The organism is Arthrobacter sp. 05T47, assembly GCF_056395825.1.
On the sequence record NZ_JBFTKG010000003.1, the window covers coordinates 133,202 to 146,034 of the forward strand.

At 68.5% G+C, this 12,833-nt stretch carries 15 protein-coding genes; 8 read left to right on the forward strand and 7 right to left on the reverse strand.

Annotation, left to right across the window (positions count from 1 at the left end; translation table 11 throughout):
• Window positions 1-62 precede the first annotated feature (62 nt).
• Window positions 63-302 carry a hypothetical protein gene (locus tag AC1DEY_RS04360; protein ID WP_476866908.1) on the forward strand — a complete coding sequence of 80 codons (240 nt, stop codon included), beginning with the start codon at window positions 63-65 and terminating at the stop codon, window positions 300-302.
• Between the two features lie 21 nt (window positions 303-323).
• Window positions 324-1,076, forward strand: a complete 753-nt coding sequence (locus AC1DEY_RS04365; RefSeq protein WP_476867079.1) for a serine/threonine-protein kinase — start codon at window positions 324-326, stop codon at window positions 1,074-1,076.
• Here AC1DEY_RS04365 and AC1DEY_RS04370 read toward each other — a convergent pair.
• Complete coding sequence (locus tag AC1DEY_RS04370) at window positions 1,060-2,154, reverse strand: lactonase family protein (protein ID WP_476866909.1); 1,095 nt, start codon at window positions 2,152-2,154, stop codon at window positions 1,060-1,062. The genes AC1DEY_RS04365 and AC1DEY_RS04370 overlap by 17 nt on opposite strands.
• 240 nt (window positions 2,155-2,394) lie before the next feature.
• Here AC1DEY_RS04370 and AC1DEY_RS04375 point away from each other — a divergent pair, with 240 nt between their 5' ends.
• Window positions 2,395-3,297, forward strand: coding sequence for a putative protein N(5)-glutamine methyltransferase (locus tag AC1DEY_RS04375; protein WP_476866910.1), 903 nt, complete (start codon window positions 2,395-2,397; stop codon window positions 3,295-3,297).
• 63 nt (window positions 3,298-3,360) lie between these two features.
• Here AC1DEY_RS04375 and AC1DEY_RS04380 read toward each other — a convergent pair whose 3' ends face one another.
• The 5 genes from AC1DEY_RS04380 to AC1DEY_RS04400 all read right to left on the reverse strand — a co-directional run bounded on the left by AC1DEY_RS04380 (window position 3,361) and on the right by AC1DEY_RS04400 (window position 6,453).
• On the reverse strand, window positions 3,361-3,648 hold the full coding sequence (locus AC1DEY_RS04380; protein WP_476866911.1) for a YtxH domain-containing protein: 288 nt from the start codon (window positions 3,646-3,648) through the stop codon (window positions 3,361-3,363).
• A 90-nt stretch (window positions 3,649-3,738) separates the two neighbouring features.
• On the reverse strand, window positions 3,739-4,002 hold the full coding sequence (locus AC1DEY_RS04385) for a GlsB/YeaQ/YmgE family stress response membrane protein (protein ID WP_476866912.1): 264 nt from the start codon (window positions 4,000-4,002) through the stop codon (window positions 3,739-3,741).
• A gap of 153 nt (window positions 4,003-4,155) precedes the next feature.
• The gene (locus AC1DEY_RS04390) at window positions 4,156-5,127 is read right to left on the reverse strand and encodes an aldo/keto reductase (RefSeq protein WP_476866913.1); all 972 of its coding nucleotides are present in this window, start codon (window positions 5,125-5,127) and stop codon (window positions 4,156-4,158) included.
• 98 nt (window positions 5,128-5,225) lie between these two features.
• Complete coding sequence (locus AC1DEY_RS04395; protein WP_476866914.1) at window positions 5,226-5,435, reverse strand: dodecin; 210 nt, start codon at window positions 5,433-5,435, stop codon at window positions 5,226-5,228.
• 52 nt (window positions 5,436-5,487) lie between these two features.
• A complete protein-coding gene (locus AC1DEY_RS04400) occupies window positions 5,488-6,453 on the reverse strand; it encodes an SGNH/GDSL hydrolase family protein (RefSeq protein WP_476866915.1) in 966 nt (321 codons plus the stop codon).
• Between the two features lie 137 nt (window positions 6,454-6,590).
• Here AC1DEY_RS04400 and AC1DEY_RS04405 point away from each other — a divergent pair, with 137 nt between their 5' ends.
• Complete coding sequence (locus tag AC1DEY_RS04405; RefSeq protein ID WP_441408203.1) at window positions 6,591-6,848, forward strand: metal-sensitive transcriptional regulator; 258 nt, start codon at window positions 6,591-6,593, stop codon at window positions 6,846-6,848.
• 99 nt (window positions 6,849-6,947) lie between these two features.
• On the opposite strand, the gene AC1DEY_RS04410 is transcribed toward AC1DEY_RS04405, so the two are convergent.
• Window positions 6,948-7,658 (reverse strand): FadR/GntR family transcriptional regulator, encoded by a 711-nt coding sequence (locus tag AC1DEY_RS04410; RefSeq protein ID WP_476866916.1) that lies wholly within the window; start codon window positions 7,656-7,658, stop codon window positions 6,948-6,950.
• Window positions 7,659-7,861: 203 nt separating this feature from the next.
• Between AC1DEY_RS04410 and AC1DEY_RS04415 the strand changes: the two genes are divergently transcribed.
• From AC1DEY_RS04415 to AC1DEY_RS04430, 4 genes are all read left to right on the forward strand, one after another.
• A complete protein-coding gene (locus tag AC1DEY_RS04415) occupies window positions 7,862-9,361 on the forward strand; it encodes a four-carbon acid sugar kinase family protein (protein WP_476866917.1) in 1,500 nt (499 codons plus the stop codon).
• A 31-nt stretch (window positions 9,362-9,392) separates the two neighbouring features.
• Window positions 9,393-10,292 carry an NAD(P)-dependent oxidoreductase gene (locus AC1DEY_RS04420; protein WP_476866918.1) on the forward strand — a complete coding sequence of 300 codons (900 nt, stop codon included), beginning with the start codon at window positions 9,393-9,395 and terminating at the stop codon, window positions 10,290-10,292.
• 127 nt (window positions 10,293-10,419) lie between these two features.
• Complete coding sequence (locus AC1DEY_RS04425) at window positions 10,420-11,886, forward strand: GntP family transporter (RefSeq protein WP_476866919.1); 1,467 nt, start codon at window positions 10,420-10,422, stop codon at window positions 11,884-11,886.
• Window positions 11,886-12,746: a class II fructose-bisphosphate aldolase gene (locus tag AC1DEY_RS04430; protein WP_476866920.1), complete on the forward strand. Its 861-nt coding sequence runs from the start codon at window positions 11,886-11,888 to the stop codon at window positions 12,744-12,746. The genes AC1DEY_RS04425 and AC1DEY_RS04430 overlap by 1 nt, the downstream gene beginning before the upstream one ends.
• Window positions 12,747-12,833 lie beyond the last annotated feature (87 nt).

Consider the following 12,833-nt stretch of genomic DNA (forward strand, 5'->3'; position numbering starts at 1 on the left):
AGTTATTCTATTTATATGTATGCTTACTACTTGTTTTCCGGCCATCAACGAGAGTAGGCGTCATGCCTGAATCCGCAACCTTTACCGGGGGCACAGGCGGCAGTCCCCTTCTCCCGCGGCACTGCGGCGCCCCCATGGAGTGGCACACCCCGGAGCCGGCTGCGATGTCCTCCTACTCGTTCGGGCCCGCCGAGCGTTCCTTGGCCCTCCCCGCGTTGTGGCGCTGCCGCTGCGGTTTTCAGCTGGACGACGTCGGGCAGGGCGCCGCGGAGCCGGTGGCAGCCTACTCGCACAGCCATTGACGACTCCGCCGGCGGCCCTGGATCCATGACGAAGCCCGTATTCTGTCCGGGCTGGACCACCCGGCGGTAGTGGCCTTTGTGGGCGGGGGGCGCGTGCCGGACGGACACCCGTGGGCGGGCCGTCCCTTCCTTGTGGAGGAATTTGCCTACGGCGGGAGCCTGGCGGAACGGATCCATGCGGGTCCGAGCGAGCCGCAGGATGTGGCCGGCTGGGCCGCGGCTGCCCTGTCCGGGCTCGGCCACGTGCACGCCGGCGGCTTCGTGCATCAGGACATCAAGCCCGCCAACATCCTTCTTAGCTCACTGCGCAGGTCCCCGGTGAGGATTGCGGATTTCGGGATTGCCGTACCCGCGGGAACTGTCCTCGTGCCGGGATCGTCGTCGGGCACCGTGCATTACATGAGTCCGCAGCAGTCCAACGGGGGACCGGCGGATCCGGCGGCGGATGTCTACGCCCTGGGTCTGGTCCTCCTGGAATGCCTGACCGCGGCCAAGGCGTTCCCGGGGACGCCGGTGGAGTCGTTGGTGGCACGGACTCTGCGGAGCCCGGTGATCCCGCCCGGTCTCGGGCCCCGCTGGGTGTCGCTGCTGGGTGCCATGACGGCTATGGACGCCGCGGACCGGCCCCCGGCCGATGTGGCCGCCGCCGAGGCCGCGGCTATCATCCACCGCCCCGTACCGCCGCTGCGCGATCGGGCGGCCGGGTTCTTTTTCGGCGCCCCGAGGACGGCACCTCCCGCGCCGGGGCGTCAGCCCCTCAACCCCGTGGCGTGAGCCCGGCCGGCACCAGCGCGGTGGGGGAGGCCACGTCCAGCCGGTCCAAGGGGGTGCCCGGCACCCCTGTTTCGGGGTCCAGGGGAAAGGTCACGACGTCGCCCGAGCGTTCGTGGGCGACGTGGAGCCATCCCTCGCGGACCACATGGTGCCGGGGCCAGTCGCCGCCGCTGGGAACATCGGCCACCGGCCGCAGCGCCGCGCCTCCGGCCGCCACCTCCAGCACGCTGATCCGGTTCGAGCCGCGCACGCCCACATAGGCGTGCCTGCCGTCGGCTGCCAGCGCGATTTCTGCCGCAGAATCTCCCGGCACGGCACCGCCGGCGGTGGCCGGCCCGACGAATCCGAGCCGGAAGGCACCGGAGTCCGGCGACAGCGAGGCCGCGGCCACCTCAATTGAATACTCGGTCACCACAAAGACGTCTCCGCCCGGGTGCTGGACCAGGTGCCGGGGGCCGCTGCCCTGCGGCAGGACCACCTCATGGTCCAGGACCGGCCGCAGAGCCGGCCCCGGCTCGGAGCGGACGGTCCAGATCCGCAGGAGGTCGTGGCCCAGGTCCGTGGTCATCACCCGGCCGTCGGCCAGCATGAGCGCGGCATGGGCGCGGCTGGGCCGCCCTGGTTTTTCGGGGGCTTCCGCGTCGGGAGCGGAGCCGTAGGGGTCGCGGGACTCGGCGGCGGCGGCCCGGTCCAGGATTCCGCCGTCGGCACCGAGTTCGTAGAACAGCACCTGGCCGTCGCCCCAGCAGCACACCACCAGGAAGCGCCCGGAAGGCTCGACGGCGACATGGCAGGCCGCGTCACCGGCCGGCCACGCGGGTCCCGCAGGCTCCAGGCCAAACGCGCCATCCCGGCGGTAGGCCCGCACGGTCCGCGCATGCTCGGCAACGGCGTAAACCACAGGAAGCGAGGGGTGGACCGCCAGGAAGGACGGCGAGTCGGCCTCCGCCGCAAGACCGAGCCATCGCAGGGTGCCGTCGGCCGCCGCGGCGACGGCGCCGATCCCCGAACCGCTGCCGCCGGAGTCTGCAGTGTAGGAGCCGGTCCAGATGAGGTGGTGTGCAGGGATGGATTCCATGCTGACATCCTGCCAGCCGGGCCTTCCACGTGGCGGCAAACCGCCGTGGCAAGAGGGCGCGCAAACCCGGCTGGCCCCATCGCGGCGGCTGGGAGCCTTGGGTAGCATAGGATTCCGGGCAACTGCAGCAGAAGGAGGTGGGTCCCGTTCACGCAAGTCCAGAAAGGGCGCCCTCCCAGCGGTGCCGGCTGCGGCCAGCTCACGGTGAGGGCGTCTGACACCAGACCGAAAGGCGCTCCCATGCCACTAGTTGGCCAAGATTCCCCGCACCAGAGACTCACGGCCAGGCTCCGTGCGGCCGGCTGCGTGTTCGCCGAAGACGAGGCCAGCCTGCTGATCGCCGCCGCCCCGACGCCGGCCGAACTTGATGAGATGGCCCGCCGGAGGGTTGCCGGCCTCCCGCTTGAACACATCCTCGGCTGGGCGGAATTTTGCGGACTCCGCATCGCCGTGGACACCGGAGTCTTCGTGCCGCGGCGACGCACGGAATTCCTCGCCCGGCAGGCCGCCGCGCTCCTGGACACCTGGCGGCAGGAGCCGGCCGGGGCAGGCCGGCCCGCGCCGGTCGTTGTTGATCTCTGTTGCGGCTCCGGCGCGGTCGGGGCGGCGCTGGCCGCGCTCGCCGGCCCCAAGGGACGGCGCAGCACTATCGAACAGCCCGGCCCCATCGAACAGCACAGCGCCATCGACCTGCCCTCCGCCATCGAACTTCATTGCGCCGATATCGACCCTGCCGCCGTGGCGTGTGCGCGCACCAACGTGCTGCCCTTGGGCGGGGAGGTCCATGAGGGCGACCTCTACGATCCGCTCCCGGCGGGACTCCGGGGCCGCGTCCGGTTGCTGGCCGTCAATGCCCCCTACGTTCCCTCGGCCGACATCGAAACCATGCCGCAGGAGGCGCGCGTGCATGAGCCGCGGGCCTGCCTCGACGGCGGCGCCGATGGGCTGGAGGTGCAGCGGCGGGTCGCCGCCGGCGCACGTCAATGGCTGGCGCCAGGCGGCCACGTGCTGATCGAGACCAGCCGCCGGCAGGCCGCACAGACGTCCGAGATCCTTCGCAGGCACGGACTGAGACCACGGGTGCTGCGCTCGGAGAAGCTGGGGGCCACGGTGGTGGCTGGCGCGTTGCCGTTTTCCGGCTGAGCCGGGCCAGCCGGCCGGCCGGCTGAGGGCGGCGGGCCCGGTTAGGCGTCCTGCGCGGGGCGCCTAGGGCAGCTTGTCCGCCGCGGTGGTGCTCCCGTGTCCGGCCTCGCGGTGGACGGCGGAGCTGATGACGGTACCCGCGCGGCGGGCGGCCTCGCCCAGGTGGTCGGTGACCTCTGGGGCCTTGTCCTTGACCGTTTCGGCCGCGGCGGCCACCTTGTCCTGGACCGGCTTGCTGTGCCACAGTTCGGTGCCCCGGGCCTTGAGCTTCTCATAGGCGGCGCGGCCCGACCGTGAGCCGAGGACATACCCTGCGGCCAGTCCGGTGGCGAAAAGAAGTTTGCCCTTCATTTTGTGCTCCTTCTCCATGCGGTACTTGAAGATAATGCAAAAAACCGGCCCTGGGTATACCCCAGGACCGGTTTCCGGCCAGTCTCCGTATTAGCGGACTGAGCGCTTGCTGATCATGCCGTAAACCAGCAGCACGACGATCGAACCGCCGATGGCCAGCAGCCAGGTCGACAGCGAGAAGAACTCGTTGAGGCCCACGCCGAACAGTGCGCTGCCGATGAATCCGCCCAGGAGGGCGCCAACGACGCCGAGGATCAGGGTGATGATGATGCCGCCACCCTGACGTCCCGGAAGGATAGCCTTAGCGATTGCTCCGGCGATGAGGCCCAGAATCAGAAATGCGAAAAAACCCATTTTTATCGTTCCTTCTTCTTTCATAGAGGAGGCACCTGGATCGTCAGGTGCGCTTCATCCTTCTGCCTCAATAGTAATCATGCTTAGTATCAAAGGCCACCCGGCGCCCCGTGGGTGGGGCGGGCGGGATGCCAAATTTCAGCCACATCCGGCCTACCAGGCGTAGTCTTCCGGTGCAGTGCGGTGGCCCGGGAAAATCTCGTCAAGGCGCTTCAGCGCGTCGGCGTCGAGCTTCAATTTGTGCGCCCTGACGGAGGATTCGAGCTGCTCGAGGGTGCGCGGGCCGATGATCGGAGCGGTGACTGCCGGCTGGTGGAGCAGCCACGCGAGTGCAACGTCTGCCGGGTCCTGGCCCAACTCTGCGGCAAAGTCCTCATAGCGCCGGATCTGTTTCTGGTGCGCTTTGAGCGCCTCGAGGGCGCGGCCCGCGATGCGGCGGACGCCGTCGCCCTCCTTCTGCAGCACTCCGCCCAGCAGGCCACCGTGCAGCGGCGACCACGGCAGGATTCCCAGGCCGTACTGCTGGGCGGCCGGGATGACTTCCAGTTCCGCGTCCCGGGTCAGCAGGTTGTAGATCGACTGTTCGCTGACCAGCCCGTAGTAGTTGCGGCGGGCTGCGGTTTCCTGGGCGCGGGCGATGTGCCAACCGGCGAAGTTGCTGCTGCCGGTGTACAGGATTTTGCCCTGCTGTACGGCGACCTCGACAGCCTGCCAGATCTCTTCCCAGGGCGTGTTTCGGTCCACGTGATGGAACTGGTACAAATCGATGTAGTCCGTCTGCAGCCGTTTCAGGCTTGCATCCAGGGCCCGGCGGATATGCAGTGCCGAGAGCTTGGACTCATTGGGCCGGTCCGTCATGGTGCCGAACAGCTTGGTGGCCAGTACCGTGCGCTCCCGGCGCTCCCCGCCCTGGGTGAACCAGCGGCCAAGTATTTCCTCGGTCCAGCCGCGGTGGCTCGAACCGCCGTACACGTTGGCGGTATCGACGAAATTGATGCCGGCGGCCTGAGCGGTGTCCAGGATGGTGAAGGCCTGCGTCTCCTCGGTCTGCGGGCCAAAGTTCATGGTCCCCAGGCACAGGCGCGAGACGGTCAGGCCGGAGCGGCCCAGATGCGTGTAGCGCATGAAGCGCTCCTCTCCGTCCTGACCTCCTCCGCCCTGACGCGTTGCGGGTTTTCTCCGAAGGTGGGCCGGTCTGTGCCGTCCGCGCTCCGGAGCGGGCGTCAGCGCTCCAGGCGGAACCCGAGCTTGATGGTGACCTGCCAGTCCGCGACCTGGCCGTTTTCAAGGTGCCCCCGGATCTCCTTGACTTCGAACCAGTCAAGGTTCCGGAGGGTCTTGGCGGCCTCCGTGATGCCGTTCCGGACCGCCGCATCGACGCCTTCGTTCGAGGTTCCGACAATTTCAGAAATGCTGTAGGTGTGATTAGACAACTTCGCTCCTCGTGATCGTCATCGATGACCGGCTGTGGGCCGTTCCTGCAGACTAGCCCACGGAACCGGGCCGGACTAGGGGGATGGGACCGGAATCCGGGACCCCGGGGGGCGGTGGTCCCGGCAGCGGCCGCTTTGCCTGCCGGGGAAAGGCGTCGGCCCGCGGCCTGATCTTGCTCACCATCCATGGCAGCATGTAGTGCGCCACCCAGGCCAGATCGCTGGCCCGGGTTTCCCGCCAACTCCCCGGCGGCATGGGCTTGGGCTCAAGGGGGCGCAGCCGGTGTGGCACGTTGAGCGTGTCCAGGACCATGGCCGCAATGGTGTGGTGACCCAGCGGCGAGAAGTGCAGGCGGTCCGGATCCCACATTCGGGCATCGCCCAATTGCCGCAGTGCCCACAAATCAGCAATGAGGACATCGTGCCGGGCGGCGATGACGCGGATGTTCTCGTTGAAGACCGCAACCTTGCCCCTGATGTGCCCGAACACGGCGGTCTCGCCCCAGTCCGGCCCGGTGAACAGGACCACCGTGGCCCCGGTGGCTGAGAGCACTGCCACGGCCGCGTCGAGGGAGGCGGCCATCCGGTCCGGATCGCCGCGATGGAACACGAGATCGTTCCCGCCGGCCGAGAGGGTGACGAGGTCCGGTTTCAGGTTCAGGGCCGGCTCAAGCTGCTGGTCGAGGATTTCGCGCAGGACCAGGCCGCTGATGGCGAGGTTGGCGTACCCGAACTCTCCGCGGCCCTCGCCGAGTTCCTCGGCTATCCGGTCCGCCCACCCCCGCATGCCGCCGGGGCTCAACGGTTCCGGGTCGCCGACACCTGCCGTGAACGAATCTCCGAGGGCGACGTACCGGCTCCAGGGCGGTGAACGCCATGCACCTGACTGACCTCGTGCGGAGCCCTGAAACCCCGGCTGCCGCCGCCCCGCCGCGGGAATATTGTTGCCGGTATGGCCGGCGTCCGGCTCGAGGAACCTGGCGGCGTTCACATCACCACCAATACGCCGATAATCCATGCCGCGCTAGGTACTTATGCCCCTAGCGAGGCGCCGAGGCGGCGTTGCCGCGGGAGCGGAGACCCCCTTCCCTTCGGGGCCGAAAATACTCAGGGGGGTATGATGTGGAACCTGACGCGCCGATCCCGGAGGTACCAATGGAACTCGATCCCACCGACATGAAGCCTGTCATCAACCGGCTTCGCCGCGCGCAGGGGCAGCTCGCGGCAGTCACGAGGATGATCGAGGAAGGCCGCGACTGCAAGAGTGTCGTGACCCAGTTGGCGGCCGTCTCCAGCGCCCTGGACAAGGCGGGATTCGCCATTATCGCCACCGGCCTGCAGCAGTGCATGCAGCAGGAAGACCCCAGCCTGGACCGGGCAGAACTGGAGAAGCTCTTCCTCTCGCTGGCCTGAACGGCTCCGCCAAGCGTGTGCCAAAGCAGCACGCCTAAGCAGCACGCCAAAGCAGCGCGCCTGAGCAGCGCGCCTAAGCGCCCGCCGGTCGTTTGGGCGTCAGGCGCTGCCTTCGGCCAGGACGAAGGTCTTCAGGTCATCGAGGGTCTGCTGCATGTGCGCGTCCATGGCGTCCCGGGCCCGGTGCGGGTCGCGGGATGCCAGCGCGTCCGCGATGTTCTGGTGGTGCCCGATCGCGTGCTTCTGGATGTCCGGCACCTTGGACGTCTCGGTCCGGCGCTTTTCCAGCACCCGGTGCAGCGGTTCGAACAAAACGGCGACGAAGACGTTTTCGGATGCCTGCAGTATGAGGTCGTGAAAGGCGAGGTCAGCCTCGACGAACGCGGCGAGATCGTTGGTCTCATGGGCCTGCCGCATCCTCTCGACCTGCGCGCGGAGGGCCTGGATGTCAGAATCCGCCATCCGACCGGCCGCAAGTTCGCATGCCCCCGTCTCCAGCATCCGCCGCAGCTCAATGAGCTGGATGGCGGCCGAGGCGTCATTGGTGCCCTCTGAGGCTGCCCGCAATACGGCATCCAGGGAGCCCCAGCGGTTGATCGGGTTCACGAACGTGCCGCGGCCCCGTTCCACACTGAGGATCCGCTGGGCTTCGAGGGTCTTCATGGCCTCGCGGACGGTCATCCGGCTGACTTCATGCCGGGAGCTGAGCTCAAGTTCGCCGGGGACGCTCGCGCCGGGCGGGAACTCGCCGGCAATGATCCGGTCCAGCAGTTCGTCGGCCACTACGCCGACCAGCGATTTCCTAGCCAATTCTCCCCGTCCAGCGACTGCACTCAGCCTGATGACTTGCCTGATGGCGTGCTCCTGATGGCCAAGTCTACTTGCGTGTCCTTGTGCCATATGCCACACTAGCACTCAGATATAAGATGTCTGACATCTTACATTTAGCCCCTTCTGCGGCTCCCGGAGTACCGCAGGTTTCCACCGATCGATCCCACACAATGGAGTGCATAGTGCCCCTCGAAGCAGACGTGCTGGCCGCTTTCCCCGCGGAAGTACAGATCCCCGCCCGGCTCGTGGCAGACAGCGTGGCGGCCTCGTCCGAGACATCCCCCCGCGTCCTGGTAGTCCTCGACGACGACCCCACCGGCACCCAGTCCGTGTCGAACCTGCCCGTCCTCACCCGCTGGGAAGTGGGGGACTTCGCCTGGGCGTTCGGCTACGAAGTCAACGGCCAGCGCCAGCGCGCGGTCTACGTGCTGACCAACACCCGCAGCCTTGACCCCGCCGAGGCCGCAGCCCGCAACGAGGAGATCGTCCGGAACGCCCTCGCTGCCGCCGCATCAACGGCAGGAACGGCTGAGGGAGCACTGCGGCTCAGCTTTGTCAGCCGGAGCGACTCCACCCTTCGCGGCCACTACCCGCTCGAACCGGACGTCATCGCCGCCACCGTCACCGCCGTCAACGGCGAGACGACCGACGGCGTCGTGATCGTTCCCGCGTTCCCCGACGCCGGCCGCGTGACGATCGGCGGCGTGCACTTCACCCGCGGCACAGGCGAGGACGCCGGACGGCTCACCCCCGTGGCAGAGACCGAATTCGCCCGGGACGCGAGCTTCGGCTTCGCCAACTCGGAGATGGCCAAGTACGTGGAAGAGAAGTCGAACGGCCGGTTCCCCGCGGACTCGGTGATCGTGCTGGACCTGGACATCATCCGGGCCTCCACGGATCCGAGCATCTCCGCCAAGGCGATCGCCGACGCCATCGACGCCGCCACGAACTCCACCCCGATCGTGGCGGACATCGTCACCGAAAACGATCTGCGCGCCCTGTCCCTGGGCCTGGAGGAAGCAGAACGCCGCGGCAAGAAGCTCCTTTACCGTGTGGGCCCGCCGTTCGTCCGGGCACGGATCGGCCAGGAAATCCGCACCGAACTCAGCGGCGAAGAAGCGTTTGCGGGCAACACCCCCTCGGAAGCCGGCGGCCTGATCGTCGTCGGCTCGCACGTCGGCGTCACCACCCGCCAGCTCAACGCCCTCACCGCGCAGCACAGCGCGGCCCGGACCGTGGAGATCGACGTCGAAAGACTGCTCGGCGAGAACGCGGGGGAGTACCTCGACGAAACCGTTGACACGGTGGTTGCCGCGCTCCGCGGCGGCGACGTCATTGTCCACACGAGCCGGCTCCTGATCAAGACCTCCGACGCCGCCGAAAGCCTGCGGATCGCCCGGACCGTCTCGGCCGCCGTCGTCGCCGTCGTGAACCGCACGCTGAAGACCTTCCCGCCCCGCTTCGTGATCGCCAAGGGCGGCATCACGTCCTCGGACGTGGCCGCACACGGCCTGGAAATCCGGCACGCGATCGTCCGCGGGCCCATGCTGCCGGGCATCGTCAGCCTCTGGGAGCCGGTGGACGGCCCGGCCAAGGGCATTCCGTACATCGTCTTCGCCGGCAACGTGGGCGATGACCAGTCCCTCGCCGATGTCACGCGCAAGCTCAGCAACACTTTCTGATTCCACACCACATCATTCGATGGAGAACACCATGACCAGCACTTACACCATCACCGTCCTGGGCCTTGGCGCCATGGGCCTGCCCATGGCCACGCGCCTGGCCAGCCAGCTCAACGTCCACGGCTTCGACATCGCCGAGCCGCGCCTGAAGCTGGCTCAAGACGCCGGCATCCGCACGTTCGACTCCGCCCAGGAAGCCTCCAAAGGCGCCGACGCCCTGCTGCTGGCAGTGCGCAACGGCGAGCAGCTCAACGATGTCCTCTTCGGCGAGAACGGCGTGGCCTCCGTGCTCAAGCCGGGCTCCGTCGTGATCCTGGGCAGCACCGTGGGCACCGACGCCATCCCGGCCACGGTGGACCGCCTGGCCGAATACGGCGTCGAACTCGTTGATGCCCCGCTCTCCGGCGGACCCAAGCGTGCCGGCGAAGGCGACCTGCTGATCGTGGTGGGCGCATCGCCCGAGGCCCAGGAAAAGGCCCGCCCGGCCCTGGAGCTGCTGGCCTCCACCCTGACCGTGGTCGGCGACAAGCCCGGCGACGGACAGGCCCTGAAGACCGTCAACCAGCTGCTTTGCGGCATCCACATCGCCGCCGCCGCGGAGGCCATGGCCCTGGCCGACGCCCTCGGCCTGGACCAGGCCAAGACCCTCGCCGCCCTCGAGGCCGGCGCCGCGGGCTCCTTCATGCTCTCCAACCGCGGACCGCGCATCCTGGAGGCCTACACGGAAAACGGCGCGGAGGTCCTCAGCCGCCTGGACATCTTCGTCAAGGACATGGGCATCGTCGGCAAGGCCACCCGCGCCGCCGGCCTCGCCGCCCCCGTAGCCGCCGCCGCGGAGCAGCTCTACCTCCTGGGCCAGGCCCAGGGCCTCGCCGCCGCCGATGACTCCGCCGTCATCAAGGTCCTCGCGCCCACCAAGCGCACCGCCTAACCCGCCACCCCACCTCCGGCGACGGCGGTCCCCCCTCCGCCGTCGCCGGGCACCACCCCGCCACTCCACTTTTACCTCGCGATTGAATCGTCGGAGAATATTCCCCTGTCAAAGGAGACATCCCCTCATGACCCCCCTGCTTAATTCCCTGATGGTGCGCGCGGCCGACGCGCCCGTCATCAAGCCTGCCGTGGAGCTGGGAACTCCGCTGCTGCTGACAATCGCTGCTGCCGGCGTTGCCCTGCTGCTGGTGATGATCATCCGCTTCAAGATCCAGGCCTTCGTTTCCCTGCTGACCGTGAGCATCCTGGTGGCTGTGGCCGCGCAGATCCCGCTCAAGGACATCTTCACCGTGGTGGCCACCGGGGTGGGAGGCACCATGGGCAAGGTCGCGCTCCTGATCGCGCTCGGCGCCATCCTGGGCCGGATGATCGAGGTCTCCGGCGGCGTGCAGTCCCTCGCCGACCACTTCACCGCCAAGCTCGGCGCCCGGCGCGTGGCCGTGGCCCTCACCGCAGTCGGCTTCCTGGTCGCGATTCCGGTGTTCTTCGAAGTGGGCATCATCGTCCTGGTGCCGATCGTCTACGCCTTCTCCAAGATCGCCAACGTCCACCCGGTGAAGTTCGGCCTGCCCATGGCCGGCATCATGCTGGCCATCCACGTGGCCGTGCCGCCGCACCCCGGGATTGTGGCCGGTGCCGGCGTGCTCGGCGCCGACATCGGGCTGATCGCCCTGATCTCGCTGACGATCTGCGTGCCCTTGGGCTTCCTGTCCTACTGGGTCGCAGCCATCATGAACCGCAGGAACTACGAGCTGCTGCCCTCCGTCAAGGCCCAGGTGGACGAGTTCGGCTCCGCCACCATGGTCCGTGTTGGCCACGAGGGCCCGGGCAGCAAAGCCATTGCCCCGCCGCGTCCCGGCCTGATCATCTTCCTCATCGCCACCCCGATCGCGCTGATCCTCCTGGGCACCGTCGGCACCCTCGTGATCGACAAGAACGACTTCTGGTACGGCGTCGCCGCGTTCGTCGGCAACCCCGTCTTCGCCCTCCTCGTGGCCGTTGCCCTCTCCTTCTTCCTCCTCGCCGTCCGACGCCAGTGGTCGCTCGTGGAAACCGGCGAAATCTTCGAAGGAGCCCTGCCCCCGATCGCCTCCATCCTCATGGTCGTTGCGGCCGGCGGCGTCTTCGGCGGCGTCCTGCAGGTCAGCGGAATCGGCAAGGCGCTCTCCGAATCCCTGGACACCCTGGGCGTTCCGTTGCTGCTGCTTGGCTTCATCATCTCCCTCGCCCTCCGCGCCGCCCAGGGCTCGGCCACCGTCGCGATCGTCACCACGGCCGGCCTGCTCTCCTCCGCCGTGGCCGGCGGCGGCTACACCCCGGCGCAGATTGCCGTGATCGTGATCGCCATCGGCTTCGGTGCCCTGGGCCTTTCACACGTCACCGACGCCGGGTTCTGGGTGGTTGTGCGCTACTACGGCCTGACCGTCGCCGACGGCCTCAGGACCTGGACCGTGCTCACCACCGTGCTGGGACTGGCCGGTTTCGCGCTGACGTTCGTCGCCTGGATCCTGGTGGGAGGCCTGAGCGCCTGATGCGTACCCAACTCGACACCCTGGTCGCCGGGGCCCTGCAGCAAGGCTCCGCGGTCCCTGCGTTCACCTGCTACGACTTCACCACCGCGCTCGCCGTTGCGGGCGCGGCCGAGGAATCCGGCCGGGGCGCCATCCTGCTCGTTGCGCCGAAGACCGCGGCCACGCCCAACGGGCTGCGGCTGATCGCGGCCCTCCGCGGACTCGCCGACGCCGCCGGCGTTCCGATTGCCGTGCAGCTGGACCATGCCGCCGACCCGCAGGTGATCGCCGACGCCGTCAGCGCCGGAGCCGACTCCGTGCTGGTGGACGGGTCCTCGCTGCCGTACGAGGACAACATCGCCCTGGTCCAGGGCGTCCGGGCAGCCCTGGCAGCGCAGGGGAGGGCCGACGTCGTAATTGAAGCCGAACTCGGCGGACTCGCCGGCGACGAGGACCGGGCCTTCGGGACCGGCGTGGCGGACGAACCCGCCGGCCTCACCGACTCCGCCCAGGTGGAGGACTTTGTGGCCCGCACCGGGGCGCAGCTGCTCGCCGTGGCCGTGGGCAACGTCCACGGAAAGTACAAGGGGGAGCCCCGGCTGCGCTGGGACGTGCTGCAGGACATCGCCGTGCGGACCCGGATCCCGCTGGTCCTCCACGGTGCCTCGGGCATCCCGGCCGAGGAACTGGTCAAGGCCGCGGCCATGAACGTGGGCAAGGTCAACTTCAACACCGAGCTGCGCACCGGCGTCCTGGCGGTCCTTGAGGATCAGACCACCGCCCACCGGGCCGACGGCGAGAACCTCCAGGCGCTGCTGGGCCACTGGGATGCCTCGGCCCGGGCGTTCGCCGCGACCGCACTGGGCACGCTCTCCCGCTGACGGAACCGCCGGAACCGGCGGAACTCCGGCGCGGACCCGGGCCCAACTGCTCTGGCCGTCCGGCCGCCCCAAGGCCACAATGGACGC

What these genes read in the sequence shown, in the direction of transcription:
- AC1DEY_RS04385 (WP_476866912.1), bottom strand. Translation starts at nt 4,002, where the DNA reads ATGGGTTTTTTCGCATTTCTGATTCTGGGCCTCATCGCCGGAGCAATC.
- AC1DEY_RS04375 (WP_476866910.1), top strand. Translation starts at nt 2,395, where the DNA reads ATGCCACTAGTTGGCCAAGATTCCCCGCACCAGAGACTCACGGCCAGG.
- AC1DEY_RS04390 (WP_476866913.1), bottom strand. Translation starts at nt 5,127, where the DNA reads ATGCGCTACACGCATCTGGGCCGCTCCGGCCTGACCGTCTCGCGCCTG.
- AC1DEY_RS04360 (WP_476866908.1), top strand. Translation starts at nt 63, where the DNA reads ATGCCTGAATCCGCAACCTTTACCGGGGGCACAGGCGGCAGTCCCCTT.
- AC1DEY_RS04420 (WP_476866918.1), top strand. Translation starts at nt 9,393, where the DNA reads ATGACCAGCACTTACACCATCACCGTCCTGGGCCTTGGCGCCATGGGC.
- AC1DEY_RS04380 (WP_476866911.1), bottom strand. Translation starts at nt 3,648, where the DNA reads ATGAAGGGCAAACTTCTTTTCGCCACCGGACTGGCCGCAGGGTATGTC.
- AC1DEY_RS04370 (WP_476866909.1), bottom strand. Translation starts at nt 2,154, where the DNA reads ATGGAATCCATCCCTGCACACCACCTCATCTGGACCGGCTCCTACACT.
- AC1DEY_RS04400 (WP_476866915.1), bottom strand. Translation starts at nt 6,453, where the DNA reads ATGGATTATCGGCGTATTGGTGGTGATGTGAACGCCGCCAGGTTCCTC.
- AC1DEY_RS04430 (WP_476866920.1), top strand. Translation starts at nt 11,886, where the DNA reads ATGCGTACCCAACTCGACACCCTGGTCGCCGGGGCCCTGCAGCAAGGC.
- AC1DEY_RS04425 (WP_476866919.1), top strand. Translation starts at nt 10,420, where the DNA reads ATGACCCCCCTGCTTAATTCCCTGATGGTGCGCGCGGCCGACGCGCCC.
- AC1DEY_RS04405 (WP_441408203.1), top strand. Translation starts at nt 6,591, where the DNA reads ATGGAACTCGATCCCACCGACATGAAGCCTGTCATCAACCGGCTTCGC.